This window comes from Cupriavidus sp. WKF15 (assembly GCF_029278605.1).
Classification (GTDB): domain Bacteria; phylum Pseudomonadota; class Gammaproteobacteria; order Burkholderiales; family Burkholderiaceae; genus Cupriavidus.
The window spans coordinates 1,028,340-1,047,523 of the sequence record NZ_CP119573.1 but is presented as its reverse complement, the minus strand read 5'-3'; the positions used below and the strand labels follow the sequence as shown (position 1 = coordinate 1,047,523).

General features: G+C 65.4%; 15 protein-coding genes. 6 read left to right on the top strand and 9 right to left on the bottom strand.

Translation table 11 applies throughout. From position 1 onward, the window contains the following. Positions 1-2: 2 nt before the first annotated feature. From CupriaWKF_RS22110 to CupriaWKF_RS22085, 6 genes are all read right to left on the bottom strand, one after another. Entirely contained in the window at positions 3-701 is a 699-nt protein-coding gene (locus CupriaWKF_RS22110) for a hydrolase (protein ID WP_276102887.1), read from the bottom strand. 419 nt (positions 702-1,120) lie between these two features. Further along, positions 1,121-1,939, bottom strand: a complete 819-nt coding sequence (locus CupriaWKF_RS22105; RefSeq protein ID WP_276102886.1) for an enoyl-CoA hydratase — start codon at positions 1,937-1,939, stop codon at positions 1,121-1,123. Between the two features lie 24 nt (positions 1,940-1,963). Then, a complete protein-coding gene (locus CupriaWKF_RS22100) occupies positions 1,964-3,379 on the bottom strand; it encodes an aldehyde dehydrogenase family protein (RefSeq protein ID WP_276102885.1) in 1,416 nt (471 codons plus the stop codon). After that, complete coding sequence (locus CupriaWKF_RS22095) at positions 3,376-4,146, bottom strand: enoyl-CoA hydratase/isomerase family protein (RefSeq protein ID WP_276102884.1); 771 nt, start codon at positions 4,144-4,146, stop codon at positions 3,376-3,378. Before CupriaWKF_RS22095 ends, CupriaWKF_RS22100 begins: the two co-directional genes overlap by 4 nt. Positions 4,147-4,148: 2 nt before the next feature. After that, positions 4,149-6,251: an acetate--CoA ligase family protein gene (locus tag CupriaWKF_RS22090; protein WP_276102883.1), complete on the bottom strand. Its 2,103-nt coding sequence runs from the start codon at positions 6,249-6,251 to the stop codon at positions 4,149-4,151. Beyond that, positions 6,244-7,248: a tripartite tricarboxylate transporter substrate binding protein gene (locus tag CupriaWKF_RS22085; protein ID WP_276102882.1), complete on the bottom strand. Its 1,005-nt coding sequence runs from the start codon at positions 7,246-7,248 to the stop codon at positions 6,244-6,246. The genes CupriaWKF_RS22090 and CupriaWKF_RS22085 overlap by 8 nt, the downstream gene beginning before the upstream one ends. 127 nt (positions 7,249-7,375) lie before the next feature. On the opposite strand from CupriaWKF_RS22085, the gene CupriaWKF_RS22080 reads away from it, so the two are divergent. Then, complete coding sequence (locus CupriaWKF_RS22080; protein ID WP_276102881.1) at positions 7,376-8,284, top strand: LysR family transcriptional regulator; 909 nt, start codon at positions 7,376-7,378, stop codon at positions 8,282-8,284. Positions 8,285-8,384: 100 nt separating this feature from the next. Here the strand turns inward: CupriaWKF_RS22080 and CupriaWKF_RS22075 are convergent, their stop codons facing one another. Further along, a complete protein-coding gene (locus CupriaWKF_RS22075; RefSeq protein WP_276102879.1) occupies positions 8,385-9,296 on the bottom strand; it encodes a LysR substrate-binding domain-containing protein in 912 nt (303 codons plus the stop codon). Positions 9,297-9,402: 106 nt separating this feature from the next. Here CupriaWKF_RS22075 and purB point away from each other — a divergent pair, with 106 nt between their 5' ends. Both purB and CupriaWKF_RS22065 read left to right on the top strand, forming a co-directional pair. Beyond that, positions 9,403-10,767 carry an adenylosuccinate lyase gene (gene purB / locus CupriaWKF_RS22070; protein ID WP_276102878.1) on the top strand — a complete coding sequence of 455 codons (1,365 nt, stop codon included), beginning with the start codon at positions 9,403-9,405 and terminating at the stop codon, positions 10,765-10,767. Between the two features lie 35 nt (positions 10,768-10,802). Further along, a complete protein-coding gene (locus CupriaWKF_RS22065; RefSeq protein WP_276102877.1) occupies positions 10,803-11,792 on the top strand; it encodes a tripartite tricarboxylate transporter substrate binding protein in 990 nt (329 codons plus the stop codon). Positions 11,793-11,831: 39 nt separating this feature from the next. Here CupriaWKF_RS22065 and CupriaWKF_RS22060 read toward each other — a convergent pair whose 3' ends face one another. After that, positions 11,832-12,125, bottom strand: coding sequence for a hypothetical protein (locus CupriaWKF_RS22060; protein ID WP_276102876.1), 294 nt, complete (start codon positions 12,123-12,125; stop codon positions 11,832-11,834). A 168-nt stretch (positions 12,126-12,293) separates the two neighbouring features. Beyond that, the gene (locus CupriaWKF_RS22055; RefSeq protein WP_276102874.1) at positions 12,294-13,802 is read right to left on the bottom strand and encodes an efflux transporter outer membrane subunit; all 1,509 of its coding nucleotides are present in this window, start codon (positions 13,800-13,802) and stop codon (positions 12,294-12,296) included. Between the two features lie 101 nt (positions 13,803-13,903). Here CupriaWKF_RS22055 and CupriaWKF_RS22050 point away from each other — a divergent pair, with 101 nt between their 5' ends. From CupriaWKF_RS22050 to CupriaWKF_RS22040, 3 genes are all read left to right on the top strand, one after another. Beyond that, the gene (locus CupriaWKF_RS22050; RefSeq protein ID WP_276102873.1) at positions 13,904-14,521 is read left to right on the top strand and encodes a TetR/AcrR family transcriptional regulator; all 618 of its coding nucleotides are present in this window, start codon (positions 13,904-13,906) and stop codon (positions 14,519-14,521) included. A 104-nt stretch (positions 14,522-14,625) separates the two neighbouring features. After that, entirely contained in the window at positions 14,626-15,804 is a 1,179-nt protein-coding gene (locus CupriaWKF_RS22045; RefSeq protein WP_276102872.1) for an efflux RND transporter periplasmic adaptor subunit, read from the top strand. Continuing rightward, positions 15,801-18,902, top strand: a complete 3,102-nt coding sequence (locus tag CupriaWKF_RS22040; protein ID WP_276102871.1) for an efflux RND transporter permease subunit — start codon at positions 15,801-15,803, stop codon at positions 18,900-18,902. Before CupriaWKF_RS22045 ends, CupriaWKF_RS22040 begins: the two co-directional genes overlap by 4 nt. Positions 18,903-19,184: the final 282 nt, after the last annotated feature.

Sequence of the window (19,184 nt, the reverse complement as noted above, 5' to 3'; positions counted from 1 at the left end):
TATCAGTACTCAGTCACCGGCGCATGCACCGGAGCGATCGATTGGTGCGGCGTCTGCGTGCGCTGGGCGGCCTTGTGCACCATCGTGTAGGCGTAGTCGACGCCCATGCCGTACGCGCCCGAGTGCTCCTTGGCCACGGCCATCACCTCGTCGTACGTTTCGCGGTTCTTCCAGTCGCGTTGCCACTCCAGCATGACCTGCTGCCAGGTCACCGGCACCACGCCGGCCTGAATCATGCGCTGCATCGCGTAGTCGTGTGCTTCCTTCGTCGTGCCGCCAGAAGCGTCGGCCACCATGTAGATCTCGTAGTCGCCTTCGAGCATCGCGCTCAGGGCGAACGTGGTGTTGCAGACCTCGGTCCACAGACCGGCGACCACAATCTTCTTGCGGCCGTTGGCGGCCAGCGCGTCGCGCACCTTCTGGTCGTCCCACGAGTTCATCGAGCTGCGTTCCAGCGTTTGCTTGCCCGGGAACACGTCGAGCAGTTCGGGGTAGGTGTAGCCCGAGAACGAATCGCTTTCCACCGTGGTGATGGTGGTCGGCACGTCGAAGATTTTTGCTGCCTTGGCCAGGCCCACGACGTTGTTTTTCATGGTCTGGCGGTCCATCGACTGCACGCCGAAGGCCATCTGGGGCTGATGGTCGATGATGATGAGCTGGCTGTTGCGCGGGGTCAGGACTTGCAGTTTGGCGTTCGACATGATGTTCTCCGGTATATAAATGGTAATTCAATAAGTTTGAGGTATTATCGGACGGCGCATCCGGCTCTCTGCTTGCTTGCCGGAGGTTGCTGCGCTGTCCATGTGCAGAACTATAGCGACCGTCACCCCGGAGAAAATGACGTATCGCTGTCATAGTTATTCAAAATTACTGAATATGCGTCACGCTATCAAACTGGCCAGTGGCGGCCCGGAATCAGCTATCAACGCCCCTCCCGGCCAGTTTGATTCGCCCGAAGGAACCGCCAAACTGCGGGCAGCGGCTTCGGCCCAAACTTCGGTCGTCACGCAGAGTGGAGTGAGAACGGCTGTGACGGGTCGGTCAGAGACGGTCGAGCTTCGAGGTCAGCAAACATGCGCAGAAGCGGGGTCTTGCCGCCGCGCATGGGACCGATTGCCGGTCACCGGCCGGAAAATTGGGCAGGTCTGCGCTCGAGGAAATGCGCAACCCCTTCCCTAAAATCCTCGCTCTGGATGCTTTCGAACATTTCGGCATTGGCGACTCGTGTGGCTTCGGCCAATGACTGGAACGGCTGCTCCCACAGTTGCCGCTTCATCACACGAATGGATCGGGGCGAAACGTTCTCGGCCAAGTCGTCGGCATAGTCGAGCGTGGTCGCCATGAGGGCGTCCGCATCCACCACACGGTCGACCAGGCCGATCCGCAGCGCCTCGTCAGCCAGCACCTTGCGCGCCGAGTACAACAGGTCGGCCGCACGACCGGGGCCGACCACGCGCGGCAGCAGCCAGGAGATGCCGTGCTCGGCAACCAAGCCCCGACGCGCGAACGCGGTACTGAATGCGGCGTCGGCACTGGCAAAGCGCATGTCGCTGTAGAGTGCGAACACCAGCCCCAGCCCCGCTGCCGCGCCATTGATCGCCGCGATCACGGGCTTGCGCATGGCCGGGAAGTAGCCATAGCGGGTCTGGTAGTCGGCGCGCCGGTTCATGTCGAACGGGCGCATCCACTGAGCGGCGCGGATATCGCCCGGTGGCAGCACTTCGAGCTCGTTGATGTCCATGCCGGCGCAGAAGCCCTTGCCTGCCCCGGTCAGCACCACCACGCGGACGTCGTCGTCGCGATCGACGGCCTCCATGGCGTCGCGCAGTTCGGCCTCCATGACCTTGGTCAGCGCATTGAGCTTGTCCGGCCGGTTCATGGTGACCACGGCGATCCGCTCGCTGTTTCCGGCGCGAGCAACGGTAATCTGACTGTACATGTTGCGATTCCTTTCGATGTCGTACTAAGGGAGCTGAACGGATCTCGGTTCCAGGAACTCCTCCAGCCCATACACGCCGCCTTCCCGCCCGACGCCGGACATGCCGAACCCGCCGAACGGTGCTGCAGGATTGAACCGGGCGCCGTTGACGTCCACCTGCCCTGCCCGCAGCCCGTTGGCGACCACTTCGCCAGCACCGTCATCGCCAGCCCAGACACTTGCTGCCAGCCCGTAGCGCGTGCTGTTGGCCAAGGTGATCGCCTCGTCGACGCTGTCATAGCACAGCACCGCCAGCACCGGTCCGAAGACCTCCTCATTCGCAAGCCGGCTGTCGGGTGCGACGTTGCCGTAGATGGTCGGCGCGACGAAATAGCCGGTCGCCGGCACCGGCACATCGACACCGCCGGCGATCCGATCAAAGCCTGCCTGCTCCGCTTCGGCGATATGCGCCTGCACGCGTTGACGCTGGTGCGCCGATAGCAAGGGGCCGATCCGGGTTTCACCATCGGCGGGATCGCCAAGCTTCATCGCTGCTGCCGCCTCCGCCAGCAGTTGCCGGCACTGCGGGTAGTCCTCGCGGGGTACGATCAGCCGGGTAGTCGCGCTGCAAGTCTGCCCCGAGTTGAGGAAACATGAGTTGACCGTCGCCTTGACCGCCCTGGAGAGATCCGCGCCCGGCAGCACGACGGACGCGGACTTCCCGCCCAGTTCCATCGACACACGTTTCATGTCGCCGGCCGCCTGCGCGGCGACCTTGCGGCCGACAGTCGTGGAGCCGGTGAACGACACCATCTGGATGTCGGGGTGCGATACCAGCGCCTCGCCGACCGCCGCGCCGCCCAACACGAGATTCAGGACGCCCGGCGGCAGCTTCGTCTGCTCGCACGCGGCCATCATCCGTTCGGTCACGGCCGGGGCCAGCTCTGACGGCTTCAGCACCACCGTGCAGCCGGCCAGCAGCGCCGGCGCCACCTTGGCCGTGATCTGATGCAGCGGGTAGTTCCACGGCGTAATAGCGGCTACCGCCCCGACCGGTGCCAGCGTCACGCGGGAATTGCCGATCGTCCGGACGAAGGCGAACGTGTCCGCCAGCGCCGCCGTGGCGCGCCACGCCGCGATTGGTGCATCGACCTGGATCCGACGCGACAGCTTCAGCGGCATGCCGACTTCGCGCGAGATCTCATTGGCCAGCTCCGCCGCGCAGTCTTCCAGCACGTCGGCCAGCGCGCGCAGATACGGTGCCCGTCCGGCTGCGCCCAGCGCCTGCCAGCCAGGCTGCGCCCGCGCGGCCGCCGCCACGGCTTCGGCCACATCGCCCGCGGTGCCGAGACTGACATCGGCCAACGGGGCTTCGGTCGCCGAATCGTAGACGCGAATTGACTCGCCGGCTCGAATCGGGCGACGTGCGCCGTCTATATAATGTTGGGCAAATTGCTTCACTGCGACTCCCTTGTGTTGCGTTTGTCGAGGAACGCAGCCATCACGCGCTGCGGTTCGCCGTCGGCATAGCATTCGAGTTGCGCCCGGATTCCGGCGACACAGGCGTCATCGAATCCCGGCTGCGTCATGGCGCGAAAGCGCTGCTTGGACAGGCGTACGGCGGTCGGCGGCAGCGCCGCGAGCGATCTGGCCTGCGCGAGCGCCTGCGCCATCAGTTCGGTCTCGCCGCATAGTGCCGTCACCAGACCGATATCGAAGGCGCGCTGGCCACTGACCAGATCGCCCGAGAGCGACATCTGCACGTTATGGGTGTGCCCCACGTGCAGCGTCATCAGGTAGGATCCGACGATGCTCGCCAGGCCTGCCTTGACCTCCGGCTGCCCCCAGCGGCTGTCTGGTGTGGCCAGCCGCCAGTCCGCACACAGCGCAAGCTGGAAACCCGCGCCTGCCGCCACACCCCGCACGGCGGCCACGCAGGGCTTCTCCAGGTCGCGTACGGCCTGGTACATCGCCCGTTGCCGATTCAGCCAGGGCACGAGCTGTTGCCAGGTCACCGTGGCCGCCTCATCAAGATCCTGTCCGGCACAAAACGCCCGCTCGCCGGCACCGGCCAGCACGACGGCGCGCACCGAAGGCTCGGCGTTGAGCCGGCCAAGGGCTTCGATCAACTCGCCGCGCAAGGCGTCATTGACCGCATTCATTCTGGTCGGGCGATTCAGCGTGACGATGGCAATGTCGTTATCCCGTTCGACGCGTACAGTTTCCATGTTCAATTCCACTTGAGTTCCACCACGGCATCTACCGCCATGACCCCTTCACCGGCAGCCATCACCATCAGCGGGTTGATATCCACCGATGCCAGCGCAGTACGGTGACACAATGCCCAGTCGCCGAGCGCCACTGCGGACGCTGCCAGCGCGTCGAGATCAAGCGCCGGGATGTCGCGATAGCCATCGAACAGCGGCGCCAGGCGCAGTCTTGCGCAGGCCGCCTTGACGTCTTCGGCCGTGAACGGCGCCAGCAGGGTCACGACGTCCTTGCGTAGTTCGAGCAGTGTGCCGCCCTCCCCGATCATCACCAGCGGCCCGAACACATGATCGACCGAGACCCCCAGCGCAAACTCATGACGGCCCTTGACCATCGTCGCCACAATTACCCGTGGCGATTCCACGCCCAGCCGCTGCAGCGTGTCGAGGCAGTCCTGCGCCGCCCGGGCCACGCCGGAGGCATCGGTCAGTCGAAGCTGCACGAGGCCGTGCTCGCTCTTGTGCGGGACGTCCGCCGCACAGCCCTTGACCACCACCGGCACCCCGCCGAGCGCGTCAAACGCCGCTACCGCCGCATCCACGCTGTCACAGAGTCGGTGCGCCACGATCGGTACGCCGGCTTCGGCGAGCAAGGCCAGGCTACGGGCTTCGTCCTGCAAGCCGCTGCCGTTGAGGCGCTGCGCGTCAGGCCAGGTCGACGCCGTCTCCGTCACCGTTGCCGCCGCGGCCAGCCGATGATGCGCGACATACTGCGCAAGCGCTGCAACGGCATCGGCTTCGGTGACAAAGGCCGGCACGCCGTGTCGCACGAAGACCTCGCGGACCGATTGTTGCGTCGCGCTGGCCACCAACGGCTTGGCTTGGCCCGCGCTGAAGGCGGCGGCGTCGCGCGCCAGTGCCTCGACGTCGTAGCCGGGACCCGCCACCGGAATGCCAACCATCACCATGTCGGCCTGCGGATCGGCGCCCAGCGCCTGGAGCACGCGCGGGAACATGTCGGCCTTGCCCAGCAGCGCCGCTGTCATGTCGAGCGGATTGCTGGCCGTGCCGAACTCGGGCAGGATCGCGCCCAGCTCGCGCAGCGTTGCCGGCTGGAGTTCGGTCAGCGGCAGATCGTGCCGTTCGGCCAGGTCGGCCGCCATCACACCCACCGCACCGCTATGGCTCATCACGACCGTGCGGCCCTGCCCCGGGGCGCGCTGCTGCAAATACAGCGGCACCGCGCGGACCAGTTCGCCAATGTCACGCGCACGCCAGATGCCGTGACGTGCCAGGAAGGCATCGATCGCGGCATCGTTGCCGACCAGCGCACCGGTATGCGAGGCCGCCGCCTTGGCACCGCGCTGGCTGTTGCCGGCCTTGATCGCCACGATGCTGGCGCCACGCGCTCGGGCCACTTCCGCCGCGCGGGCGAGCTGGGCAGGGTCGGACACCGATTCGAGGTAGACCAGGATCAACCGCACATCGGGGTCCGCCGCCACGGCCGCGGTCATCGCGCAGGCGTCGAGATCGGCGTCGTTGCCCGTCGCCACCAGGTAGCGCACGCCGTAGCCAGCCTGGCGCAGCAATGCATAAGGCATGACGCTCGCCGCGCCACTCTGGCTGATGATCGCGATCGGGCCGTCCTGGGGCGCCACCTCCATGAACATCGTCGAAAAATTGAGCACCGCGCCACTGGCGAAGTTGGCCGTGCCTTGCGCGTTCGGGCCCACCAGCCGCATGCCGCTGGCATTGGCCACCGCCACCAGTTCCTGCTGCCGCTGGCGTCCCGCCTCGCCCGTTTCGGCAAAACCCGACGCCATGATGACGGCAGCCTTGACGCCCGCGGCGCCGCACTTGCGCACCTGCCCAAGCGTGGCTTCGCCGGACACGGCAATCACGACGGCGTCCGGCGCCTTGCCGATCGCATCAAGATCGGGGTATGCACGATAGCCCTGGATGACCTCGCGCGCCGGGTTGACCGGAAACACCTCGCCCGCAAAGCCGAAGGTGCGCATGTAGTGAATCGGTCGTCCGCCCACCTTGTTGGGGTTGTCCGAGGCGCCGATGACGGCCACCGATGCCGGCGAGAACAGGGCGTCGAAGGTTGCAGTGGTCTCAGTCAAGGGTCGCTCCCGATGCCTTGACCACCGGCGACCACTTGCCCGCGTCATGCTGGATCAGTTTCGAGAACTCGGCCGGCGTTCCCGGCAGCGGCCGGGCGCCCAGCGCGGCGAGCTGTTTCTGCACGTCTGCCTGCGCCAGCACGGCCTGTAGTTCGCTGTTCAGGCGGCGGATCACGTCCGGCGTGGTGCCCTTCGGTGCCGACAGGCCGAACCAGATCGTCACGTCGAAGCCCGGCAGGCCAGCCTCGGCAATCGTCGGCACCTTGGGCAGCGCTTCCGAACGGGTCACGCCGGTCACGCCTAGCGCCTTGACCTTGCCCGCGTTGATGTACTGCCCCTGGCTCGATACGGTGTCGAACATCATCGAGATGCGTCCGCCAAGCAAGTCAGTGAACGCCGCGGCCGAGCCCTTGTACGGCACATGGACGATATCAATGCCGGCCATCGACTTGAACAGTTCGCCGGACAGATGGTTGGAGCTGCCGTTGCCGGCCGAGCCGAACGTCAGCGTGCCCGGCTTCTGCTTTGCCAGTGCGATCAGTTCCTTGATGTTGCCGACCGGCAGGTTGTTCGGCACCACCAGCACGTTGACCGTGGACGCCACCGAGCCCACGGCATCGAACGACTTGAGGGGGTCCACCTTCAGCGATCGGTAGAGCCACGGGTTGATGGCCATGGTACCGGTGGTGGAAAAGAAGAGCGTATAGCCGTCGGGGGCTGCCTGCGCGGCGGCCTCGGTGGCGATGGTACCGCCGGCGCCGCCGCGGTTGTCGACCAACACAGGCTGTCCAAGCTGCTGCGACAGGTGCTGGCCGATCAGTCGCGCCATCGCGTCAGTGGGTCCGCCGGCGGGAAACGGCACGACCAGGCGGATCGGTTTGGCGGGATAGCCGGTCGAGGCGGCAGCGGGGACACTAAAGGCGGCCGGGGTGGCAGCGACCAGCAAGGCGCATAACGGACGCCGGAATGCGCGAAGCACAGCGGAAAAGCACGGCATGTTGTCTCCAGATGTTTTCGTAAGCCCTCTCTGCCAGGAGGGATGCCTCAGTGTATGGAGTCCTGAGCCAACTCAAAAGAGTAGAATCGTCGATACCTGATATAGACTTTTTGGATGGAGCGCCAGGGTGAACCTGAAACAGCTCGAAACCGTGGCGCTGGTGGCCGAAGTGGGATCGCTGTCACGTGCGGCACGCTCGCTAGGGATCGCCCAGTCGCTGGTGAGCCGCACCATTGCCCAGATTGAGGCGGAATGGGGCGACCGGCTGTTCGAACGGACCGGCCGCGGCGTGGTGCTGTCGGAATTCGGCCAGCGGATCTTCCCGCATGTCCAGTTGGTGCTGGCCCAGTCGGCACGGCTGCGCGATGAGGTCAAGGACGCGGCGGGCGTCCCGTTCGGACAGGTGAGGATCGGCGTGCTGCCGTCAATGGCGCCGCGCCTGATACCGGCGCTGTTCGAGAATCTGCGCGCCTCGGCGCCCGGTGTCCGGCTGCGCGTGGCCGAAGGCTTCAGCGGACAACTCGACGAGGAACTGGAATCGGGCCATCTGGACCTGGCGGTCATCAACCGCTATGGTCCCGGGCCCCGCCAGGGAGAAGACGTGCTTGCTGAGGTCGCCACTTACCTGATCTGCGCGCCCGGGCATCCGCTCGCCGGGGTACCGACGGTGCCGTTCCGCAAGCTCGATGGTCTTCCGCTTGTCCTGCCACCGGCCCCCAACGGGCTGCGATCGATTCTCGACCAGCACGCGCGTCAGCTCGGCATCTCGCTGGATGTGGCGCTGGAAGTCGAATCGCTGAATACGATGAAGGAGGTTGCGCTTTCGGGTGGCGCTTTGACAATACTTCCAATCCTCGCAGTGGCTCACGAAGTTGCCACCGGGCGCTTGTCCGCCGTCGAGATTGTCGAGCCGCGCTTGCCACGGACCATTGCAATGGGCGTCACGCGACATCATCCGTTGTCCCGGGCGGCACGACTCGTTCTTTCTCGACTTCATGAGTTGGTGCCTGAAGTCGCAAGGAGCACGAGTGCCTAGTTGGAACACGGACACTGCGCTCAAAACGCCAATACTTACGGCGATCGTCTGAAAGGATGATGAATGCATCAATTCGCCGGCGTTGCCGCGAGAGCATCTGCTAGGCTCGACCTTCGGCTCGGGCCGCACCGCTCGGCGAAAGCATGTCGATCAGGGCTTGCATATAGCCCCGTACGAACTGGTCAGCACGTAGGCTGATGACCGCCATCGATTGTGGGAATATGCCGTCGGTCTCGATCGTCGCCAAGTCAGTGTCCCTGTCTGGCTCCAGCGCCATTTGCTGGAGTACGGCAACCCCCAGCCCGGCAGCAACATAGGCCTTGATGACATTGGCATCGGTGGCCCTGACCACTACACGTGGGGAGAGCCCATGGCGCTCGAACTCGCGCAGCACCTTCCAGCCTGAATTGAAGCGCTCGTCATAAGCCACCAGCGGGTATTGCGCGATGTCCTCGAGCGTGACCTTCTTCAGTCGCAACAGAGGATGACCGCGGGGAACGATCAGGCAGCGGCGGATCGGATAGGCATCAAGCGTGACAATGCCCTCGGGCGTGCTTTCCGGCAGTGTGGAGATGCCAAGGTCTACGGCGCCTTCGCTGACCCATCGCAGGATTTCCGTGGGTGTGCCCTGCGCCAGTTCCAGATCGACCTCCGGAAAGGCACATCGGAACCTCTTGATAACGTCGAGCAGCGCATACCGGGCATGGATGTGCGTAGTGCCGATACGCAGCGTTCCACGGTTCATCGTCTGGGTCGTACGCGCGAGGTTTGACAACGCGCGCGTGCCGTTCAAGACGCGCCTGGCAAGCGCTGCCGCTTCCTGCCCTGCATCGGTGAGGCCCACCAGCCGGTTTCCGCGACGCACGAACAACTCTATACAGATCTCGTTCTCGAGCGCACGGATCAGCTTACTGACCGCAGGCTGCGTGGTGTGCAGTGCTTCCGCAGCGCCCGAAACGCTCAGCTTGCTGTCGATCACGGCCTGGATGCAGCGAAGTTGTTGCAGCGTCATATCATGCCATTTTGGTAATGAATGTCTCCAAACATGTCATTTTACAGAATGGTTTGATCGACCCAGAATGACTGCTATCCCCTTTCCACGATAGAAGGCATCAGCAATGACAAGCAGTGTTTTCGACCAGGCCCTTCAGCAGCATATGTGGAGCACGGACGAGATGCGCGCCGTGTTCTCGGAAGAGAACCGGGTGCGGAAGTGGTTGGATTTCGAGGCGGCGCTGGCGCTGGAACAGGGAGAGCTGGAGATCATCCCAAGGGCCGCGGCACGGGAAATTGCCGCGCGGGCGCGGGTCGCACACTTCGACTTGGACCAGCTTGCCATGGAGGTTCGCCGCGTCAAACACCCGCTGGTGCCGGCGGTGCGCGCCCTGCAGCGCCAATGCGGCAGCGAAGCGGGGGAGTTCGTGCATTTCGGCCCGACGTCTCAGGACGTATACGACACAGGCATGATGTTGCAGGTCCGGGAAGCGCACCACCTCCTGACGCGAGACCTGGCTGCGGTGGCGCGGGTGCTGTACCTGCTTGCCGACACGCACAAGCATACCCCGATGACCGGCCGCACACATTCGGTACAGGCTTTGCCCATCACCTTTGGCCATAAATGTGCGATATGGTTGGCGGAACTTGGCCGCCACAATGAACGACTGGTCGCGCTGGAGGCGCGCACCTTTGTCGGCCAGATGGTTGGGGCGGTTGGCACTAAGGCGTCTTTCGGCCTGCACGCCATCGAGCTGGAAAAGCGGGTCATGGCGCGCCTGGGATTGAATGTGGCAGAGATAAGCTGGCAGCCTGCGCGGGACCGGCTTGGCGAGTATGTCGGGGTGCTGGGACTGCTTGGCGCGACGCTGGGCAAGATCGCCAATGAGATCATGAACCTGGAGGCCGACGAGGTTGGCGAAGTAGCTGAGCCTTTCAACGAAGGTAAGGTGGGCTCATCCACCATGCCCCATAAGCGGAATCCCGCAGTTGTGGAGACGGTTGTCACCCTGAGTCGCGCCATCCGCTACAGCGTGGCGATGATGCACGATGCACAGATGGTCGAGCACGAGCGCGATGTAGCCGCTGTGCGGATGGAGTGGAAAGCGGTTCCCGAGGCCTGCATGATGACGGCGGCCATGCTGGAAATGATGCATCAGGCGCTGTCCGGCCTGACGGTAAACACTGACAGGATGCGGGCCAACCTGGACCTGCTCGGTGGCTTCCTGATGTCGGAGCGGGTGATGTTCGCACTCGCCGAGAAAGTCGGCAAGCAAAGCGCGCATGAGCTGGTCTACGCCGCCGCCATGCAAGGGATGGAGGCTGGCATCACCTTCGAGCAGGCCCTGTTGCGCGACGCCGCGGTCCGCGACGCCCTGGATCCCTCATCACTCAGGCAGCTCCTGGACCCGTCCACTTATGTTGGGCTGGCGCCAGCAATCGTCGAAGCGGTCCTCGAAAAAATCCGGGCAAGCGGCTGGCTCAACTGACCGCATCAAAATCATACATAAACGGAGACCATGCAATGTTCCAAGCCGCCAAACAACTGGGAAGACTTGTCGCAATGACGCTGCTATATGCAGCCGCTGCGGCGGCGCATGGCGCGCAAGCCGACTCCTATCCAAACAAGCCCGTTCGCGTGATTGTGCCGTATGCCGTTGGCGGCGGCGGGGATATCGTCGGACGGCCGCTGGCTCAGTATCTTTCACAGCGTACCGGACAGCGTTTCATCATGGATAACCGCGGCGGCGCCAACGGCAATATCGGTATGGACATGGTGGCGAAGGCGCCCAACGATGGCTATACCCTGGTACTGGCGCTGACTGCGCAACTCGCCGTCAACCAGAGCCTGTACCGCAAACTTCCCTACGACCCTGTCAACGATTTCGAGCCAGTATCCTTGCTGGCTTCGGCGCCGTACTTCCTGGTGGTGCATCCGTCGGTGCCGGCGCATAATCTGGCCGAATTCATCAAGCTGGCCAAGGCCAATCCGGGCAAGTACACGTATGGATCGTCGGGCAACGGCAGCGGTCCGCACCTGTCAATGGAATTGCTGAAATCGAAGGCCGGCATCGACCTTGTGCACGTTCCCTTCAAGGGCGCCGGGCCGGCTATGCCAGCGCTGCTGGCCGGCCAGGTGAGCGCCATGTTTGCCAGCTACGGGCTCGCGGCCCAGCAGATCAAGGCAGGCAAGCTGCGAGTACTGGCCGTATCGACCGCAAATCGGGCGGTGTCGATGCCTGACGTTCCCACCCTCGCCGAAGCCGGCGTGCCCGGCTACGACTCCAATGTGTGGTACGCGCTATTGGCGCCGCGCGGCACTCCGAAGCCGATCGTTGCGCGCCTGAGCAGCGAAATCGCCGCGCTGATCAAGAGTTCGGATCTGCGCCAGCGCTTTCTGACCGACGGCATCGTGCCGGTCGGTTCTACACCGGAAGAACTGGGCGCCTATATCAAGACGGAGAGCGCCAAGTGGGGGGCTGTGGTGAAGCAGTCGGGCGCAACCATCGACTGATTTGCGGACGCGCAGGGCATTTTCGAACCGTCCGGACCGCTATTCAGACGCTGCCTCCCGCAAGGCCAGCATCTGCCCTACAAGGGGTTGTCGCGCCAGGTTACAAAGACTCATCGCCAAGGCTCTGGTTGAGCGGGAAAGTGCCTGAATTCCAGCGGCCTGTCGGGTCGACAGACGCCGCACGCCGCGCGCCAGTTCCGCCTCGATCCACGCCACGGTGGCACCGGCCAGGCGCAGGTCGAGCCCGGCTTCCAGGTAGCGGTCGGCCGGGCGGGCCAGCTCCACCCCTTCGAGATAGCCGCGGTAGAAGGCGACATGATGCTGCCCAAGCAACCGCGCGGGCACCACGGCAGCCGGCTGGCGGCGGCGCCGGGTGGTCGAACCAGCGGACGAACCGGAAATCGCGCACTATACCGTCTCGCAGCGACAGCACCTGGGTAGCTTTCTCCAGCGCGGAACCGGTCTCATACTCTTGCGCCGGCACGCCGACTGGCGTATCGCCTACAGCACTGTACCCCCCGGCGCCGACGGCGCCGCAGCCGCCTGCCAGCCCCCGCCCAGGGCCTTGAATGCAGCGATGGCCGCGCGGGCTGACTGCGCTTCGGCCTGCGCCTTCGCATCGGATGTCTTCAGCAGGTTCTCGTCGGCGAGCAGCACCTCGATCAGGCGGACAACGCCCTTCTCATAGGCCGCGAACGACGAATTCCGCGCCTGCCGGAGCGCCAGTTCCCCGCGTTCGAGGGTATTGGTCTGTTCCTCGCGCTTGACCAGCGCCGTGAAGGCATTCTCGACATCCTCCGACGCATGCAGCACGGCCAGCCGATAGCCCGCCAGCGCCTCGGCCTCCTGCCCCTTCGCCTGGTCGATCTGCGCCCCGATGCGCCCGAAGTCGAACAGTCGCCAGCGCAGCCCGGCCACGCCGGCAGCCTGGTTGGCACCAGCCGAGAACAGGTTGCCGCTGGCCACGGTTGTCGCGCTGCCCAGCAGCCCGCTGAGCGAGACCTTCGGGTAGTACTCGGCGATGGCGGCGCCGATGCGGGCATTCGACGCCGCCAGCCGGCGTTCCGCCACGATCAGGTCGGGGCGCCGCCGCAGCAGGTCTGCAGGCGTGCCGGTGGCTTCGATCCGTGGCGCGGCCGGGATCGCCTTGATGTCGGCGAGTTCGGCGCGGTAAGTGCCCGGGGGGTTGCCGAGCAGCACGTCCATCGCGTTCAGCGCAGCGTCGAGTCCGGATTCAAGTTCCGGAATCGTGGCCTCCACCTGCGCGAGCGCGCCTTCCGCCTGCTGCACCTCCAGCGCGGCGGCCAGTCCCTTGGCGTAAAGCAGCCTGACGGTCGAGACCAGCTTCCGCTGCGTATCCACCTGCTGCCGCGCGATCGACAGCCGGGCCTGCAAGCCACGGATGGTCACATAGGTGTCGGCGGCCTGTGCCGCCACCTCCACGCGGGTGGCAGCCAGCCCGGCCTCCGACGCCTGGTACTCCGCCTGCGACGCCTCGCGCTCCCGCCGCAGGCCGCCGAAGATGTCGATCTCCCAACTGGCGGTGAGGTCGGCCTCGTACAGGCTGCCATGCCGGTCGAAGTTTGGCGTCGCATTCAGCACCCGGCCCAGCGGCGTCTCCACGGACTGGTATTGCTTCGCGGCCTGGGCGCTGACGCCGCCCGAGGGCAGTAGCGCGGCCGTGGCGAAGCGCAGTCCGGCTCCGGCCTGCGTGACCCGTGCGGAGGCCGCCGCCAGGTCGAGGTTCTGGTCGAGTGCCAGCCGCACGAAGCGCGTCAGTTGGGGGTCGCCAAACCCTTCCCACCAGACTTCGAGATCCGCCCGGGTGGCGGCCCGGCGCTGCTCCACGTCGCGTTGCCCAAGGAAACGGTCGGCGGTAGGCACCTCGGGCCTGCGGTAGTCGGGGCCGACGGCACAGCCAGCGAGCGCCGCCAGAGTAGTCACGGCGGTAACGAGGCCGGACAGGCGAGTGAGTGATCGGGAACGGGAAGGGAGGCGTCGGGACTGCATGGGCTGCCGGAATAACATAGTCGAACTCTTTGCGTGACTTGTGACCATAATACAAACTGGTCACTCTTTGTCAATGACGATTCAACGTGTAAGCTCACGACATGACCGATACCCAACCCATCACCCCCCAGATGCGCGGTCCCGTGGACCACGGCGTGCGCAACCAGATCGTGGAGGCTGCCACCGAGCACTTCAGCCTCTACGGATACGAAAAGACCACGGTGTCCGACCTGGCCAAGGCCATCGGATTCTCAAAGGCCTACGTCTACAAGTTCTTCGACTCCAAGCAGGCAATCGGCGAGGCGATCTGCAGCAATTGCCTCAACCAGATGAGGCAGGCTGTGGACGAGGCGGTGGCCGGCGCTGACTCGGCCTCCGAGCGGCTGCGACGCCTCTTCGGCACGCTGGCGGAGGCTGGCAGCCGGCTCTTCTTCCAGGACCGCAAGCTGTACGCCATTGCCGTGGTGGCCTGCGAGGAACAGTGGGCTTCGGCCCGTGCCTACGATGCCCATATGCAGAAACTGATCCTGCAGATCGTGCGCGAGGGGCGCGAGTCGGGTGAGTTCGAGCGCAAGACGCCGCTCGACGAAACGGCTCATGCCATCTATCTCGTGATGAAGCCTTACCTCGACCCACTACAACTCCAGCACAACCTGGACTTCGTCGAAGTGGCGCCGGCGCAGCTCAGCAACCTGATCTTGCGAAGCCTGGCACCCTGATCGCTCCAAGTGCGCGCAGATCCCGGGGCGCGAAAACCGATAGTGACCATTGACTAAATTGGTCACTGTTACTACAGTGAAGGCCATCTGTATGGAGGGCCTTCATGCTTCAGCGCCGATTTTCCGCATCCACCGTCACCCACGCCGTCACCAGCGCTCCTGCGTTGGCGGCCATGTGCCTGCTGCCGCTCGCACTTGCGGCATGCGGCGGCAAGCCCCAGCCCGATCCCCGCGTGCAAGCGCCGCTGGTGAGGGTGGAAAACGTGCAGGACGCGTCAGCCGCCCGGCGCGCCTTCACCGGGATCGTCGCCGCACGGGTGCAGAGCGACCTGGGCTTCCGCGTGTCGGGCAAGGTGCTGGAGCGCCTGGTCGACACTGGCCAGTCCGTGAAGCGCGGCCAGCCGCTGATGCGGCTCGATCCCGTCGACCTGAAGCTGGCGGCGCGCGCGCGGCAGGAAGCCGTGGCCGCCGCCAAGGCGCGCGCCACGCAACTGGCGGCTGACGAGGAGCGCTACCGCGACCTCGTGGCGGCCGGGGCGGTATCGGCATCTGCCTATGACCAGATCAAGGCCTCCGCCGATTCGGCGCGGGCGCAGCTCAGGGCGGAAGAGGCACAGGCCGATGTCGCGCGCAACGCGTCCGACTACGCTGTGCTGCTGGCCGATGCCGACGGCGTCGTGGTCGAGACCCTCGCCGAACCCGGGCAGGTCGTGAATGCCGGACAGGTGGTGGCGCGGCTGGCCCGCGCCGGACAGCGTGAGGCCATCATCCATCTGCCCGAAACCCTGCGGCCGCCGGTAGGCTCCACGGCCCGCGCGACGCTCTACGGCAAGGACGGCATGGCAGTCACCGCGACCCTGCGCCAGCTTTCCGACGCCGCCGACCGCCAGACCCGCACCTATGAGGCGCGCTACGTCCTTGGCGGTGCATTGACCGATGCGCCGCTCGGCGCCACCGTCACGCTGCAGGTGGCCGATCCGCAGGAAGCGGCGCAATCCGGCCTGCAGGTTCCCATCGGCGCGCTCCACGATCCGGGCAAGGGCCCCGGCGTCTGGGTGCTCACCGGCACCCCGGCGCACGTGACGTGGCGGCCGGTCACCGTGCGCGCCATCAGCGACGATGCCGCGCGGGTCGTGGGCCAGATCCAGCCCGGCGACCGCGTGGTGGCGCTGGGGGCTCACCTGCTGAACGAAGGGCAGCAGGTCAGGTTGGCGTCGGAGGTGAAGGTGGCCGAAGCCGCCACCGACGGTAAAGGCCGCAACGGTGTGCGGGGGCAGCAATGAGTGGCTTCAATCTCTCGGCACTCGCCGTGCGCGAGCGTGCTGTCACCCTCTTCCTGATCCTCCTCATCTCGGTCGCCGGCTTCTTCGCCTTCTTCCAGCTCGGCCGCGCGGAGGACCCGCCATTCACCGTCAAGTCGATGATCTTCATCACGGCATGGCCCGGCGCGACGGCGCAGGAAATGCAGGACCAGGTCGCGGAAAAGCTGGAAAAGCGCATGCAGGAACTGCGCTACTACGACCGCACGGAAACCTACACAAGGCCCGGACTGGCGTTCACCACCGTCACGCTGCTCGACAGCACGCCGCCAAAGGAAGTCCCCGAGGAGTTCTACCAGGCCCGCAAGAAGCTTGGCGACGAGGCGCGTTCCCTGCCGGCCGGCGTCATCGGCCCGCTCATCAACGACGAATACTCCGACGTGACCTTCGGCCTCTTCGCGCTGAAGGCCAGGGGCGAGCCGCAGCGGCTGCTGGTACGCGAGGCGGAGACCATCCGCCAGCGCCTGCTGCATGTGGCCGGCGTGAAGAAGGTCAACATCATCGGCGAGCAGGCGGAGCGCATCTACCTGTCGTTCTCGCACGACCGGCTGGCCACGCTCGGCGTGACGCCGCAGGACATCTTCGCCGCGCTCAACAGCCAGAACGTGCTCACTCCCGCGGGTTCCATCGACACTGACGGGCCGCAGGTCTTCGTGCGGCTCGACGGCGCGTTCGACAAGCTGCAACGCATCCGCGACACCCCCGTGGTGGCACACGGCCGCACGCTGAAGCTGTCTGACATCGCCACCGTCGAACGCGGCTACCAGGACCCGGCCACCTTCGTCGTGCGCAACAAGGGCGAGCCGGCGCTGCTGCTCGGCATCGTGATGCGCGACGGCTGGAACGGCCTCGACCTCGGCAAGTCGCTCGACGCGGAAGTGGCGAAGGTCAACGCCGAGCTGCCGCTGGGCATGGAACTGAGCAAGGTCACGGACCAGGCCGTCAACATCAAGTCGGCCGTCGACGAGTTCATGGTCAAGTTCTTCGCCGCGCTGATCGTGGTGCTGGTGGTGAGCTTCGTCAGCATGGGCTGGCGGGTGGGTATCGTGGTCGCGGCGGCCGTGCCGCTGACGCTGGCCGCCGTCTTCGTGGTCATGGCCGCGACCGGAAAGAACTTCGACCGCATCACGCTGGGCTCCCTGATATTGGCCCTCGGACTGCTGGTGGACGACGCCATCATCGCCATCGAAATGATGGTGGTGAAGATGGAGGAAGGGTATGGACGGATCGCGGCGTCGGCCTATGCCTGGAGCCATACGGCCGCGCCGATGCTGTCCGGCACGCTCGTCACCGCCGTGGGCTTCATGCCGAACGGCTTCGCGAAGTCTTCCGCAGGCGAGTACACCGGCAACCAGTTCTGGATCGTGGGGATCGCGCTGATCGCGTCGTGGATCGTCGCGGTCGTTTTCACGCCCTATCTCGGCGTGAAGCTGTTGCCCGAGATGACGAAGGTGGAAGGCGGCCATGGCGCCATCTACGCCACGCCGAACTACCAGCGCTTTCGTGGGCTGCTGGGGAGGGTCATCGGGCGGAAGTGGGTCGTCGCGGCAATCGTCGTCGGACTGTTCGCCGCGAGCGTGGTCGGCATGGGCGCCGTGCGCAAGCAGTTCTTCCCGACCTCTGATCGTCCCGAGGTGCTGGTGGAGGTGCAGATGCCCTACGGCACGTCCATCGAACAGACCAGCGCCGCGGCGGAGAAGGTGGAAGCGTGGCTCGACAAACAGCCAGAAGCGAAGATCGTGACGTCCTATATCGGCCAGGGGGCTCCGCGCTTCTACCTGGCGATGTCGCCGGAACTACCGGACCCGTCCTTCGCCAAGATCGTGGTGCGCACCGACAACCAGGAAGAACGCGACGTGCTCAAGGGCCGGCTCCGCCAAGCCATCGCCGAAGGCCTTTCTCCAGGCGCGCGGGTGCGCGTGACGCAACTGGTGTTCGGGCCCTACTCGCCCTTCCCGGTCGCGTTCCGCGTCATGGGTCCGGACCCCGACAAGCTGCGCGCCATCGCCAGGCAGGTAGAGGGCGTGATGGACGCGAGCCCGCTGATGCGCACCGTCAACACCGACTGGGGCCCGCGGGTGCCGGGGCTGCACTTTACGCTCCAGCAGGACCGGCTGCAGGCGGTCGGCCTGACCTCCCACGACGTGGCGCAGCAGCTTGAATTCCTGCTGACCGGCGTGCCGGTGACCGAGGTGCGCGAGGACATCCGCTCGGTGCAGGTGGTGGCGCGCGCCGCGGGCGACATCCGCCTCGACCCGGAGCGCATCGCCGGCTTTACGCTGATCGGCGCCAACGGCGAGCGCGTTCCCCTCTCGCAGGTCGGCACGGTGGACGTGCGCATGGAAGATCCCATCCTGCGCCGACGCGACCGCACGCCGACCATCACCGTGCGGGGCGACATTGCTGACAACCAGCAGCCGCCCGACGTATCGAAGGCCATCCTGGCGCAGCTGCAGCCGGTCATCCAGACGCTGCCTTCGGGCTACCGCATCGAGATGGCCGGTTCCATCGAGGAATCGGGCAAGGCGAACAAGGCGCTGGCGCCGCTGTTCCCCATCATGCTGGCGATCACGCTGCTGATCATCATGTTCCAGGTGCGGTCGATGGCGGGCATGGTCATGGTCATCCTGACGAGTCCGCTCGGCCTGATCGGCGTGGTCCCGACGCTACTGCTCTTCCACCAGCCGTTCGGCATCAATGCGCTCGTGGGGCTGGTGGCGCTGTCCGGCATCCTGATGCGGAATACGCTGATCCTGATCGGGCAAATCCAGGGCAACCTGAAGGAGGGACTGTCGCCGTACGACGCGGTGGTGGAGGCTACCGTGCAACGGGCCCGGCCGGTGCTACTGACGGCCGTGGCGGCCATCCTCGCCTTCATCCCGCTCACGCACTCGGTGTTCTGGGGCACGCTGGCCTATACGCTGATCGGGGGGACGCTCGCCGGCACGCTGTTGACGCTGGTGTTCCTGCCGGCGATGTATGCGATCTGGTTCCGAATCCGGCCGCCGGCGCAGGTGGCGGTGCAGGAGGCCCCCGTGGGCGAGGTGGCGGAGATGGCGTAAGCGGGGCGGTCGCGAGACTCAGATCAGAGCGATCGAAGAAAATGGGCACCGACCCATGCCCGGCAGCCCTGCCGACGCCTAGGTCCGCACACAAAGCGGAGCCCCGAATTGCGGACCTACAAGCAGCGCCGATCGCCCTGGATGGCTTAGGGTTGAATCCTCACTCATCGCCGATTCGAATCCTGCATGATCAGTCCGCCATCTTTTGGTCATGTTCCCCTATTCGGGGGATTTCATTCAGCCAGGAATTGCTGATACTCCGGTGAAGGTACTCAGCGCAGG

Excerpts from the sequence above, each read along its gene's own strand:
- CupriaWKF_RS22050 (WP_276102873.1), top strand. The coding sequence starts at position 13,904 with ATGACCGATACCCAACCCATCACCCCCCAGATGCGCGGTCCCGTGGAC.
- CupriaWKF_RS22110 (WP_276102887.1), bottom strand. The coding sequence starts at position 701 with ATGTCGAACGCCAAACTGCAAGTCCTGACCCCGCGCAACAGCCAGCTC.
- CupriaWKF_RS22065 (WP_276102877.1), top strand. The coding sequence starts at position 10,803 with ATGTTCCAAGCCGCCAAACAACTGGGAAGACTTGTCGCAATGACGCTG.
- CupriaWKF_RS22075 (WP_276102879.1), bottom strand. The coding sequence starts at position 9,296 with ATGACGCTGCAACAACTTCGCTGCATCCAGGCCGTGATCGACAGCAAG.
- CupriaWKF_RS22105 (WP_276102886.1), bottom strand. The coding sequence starts at position 1,939 with ATGTACAGTCAGATTACCGTTGCTCGCGCCGGAAACAGCGAGCGGATC.
- CupriaWKF_RS22055 (WP_276102874.1), bottom strand. The coding sequence starts at position 13,802 with ATGCAGTCCCGACGCCTCCCTTCCCGTTCCCGATCACTCACTCGCCTG.
- CupriaWKF_RS22085 (WP_276102882.1), bottom strand. The coding sequence starts at position 7,248 with ATGCCGTGCTTTTCCGCTGTGCTTCGCGCATTCCGGCGTCCGTTATGC.
- purB (WP_276102878.1), top strand. The coding sequence starts at position 9,403 with ATGACAAGCAGTGTTTTCGACCAGGCCCTTCAGCAGCATATGTGGAGC.
- CupriaWKF_RS22045 (WP_276102872.1), top strand. The coding sequence starts at position 14,626 with ATGCTTCAGCGCCGATTTTCCGCATCCACCGTCACCCACGCCGTCACC.
- CupriaWKF_RS22095 (WP_276102884.1), bottom strand. The coding sequence starts at position 4,146 with ATGGAAACTGTACGCGTCGAACGGGATAACGACATTGCCATCGTCACG.
- CupriaWKF_RS22040 (WP_276102871.1), top strand. The coding sequence starts at position 15,801 with ATGAGTGGCTTCAATCTCTCGGCACTCGCCGTGCGCGAGCGTGCTGTC.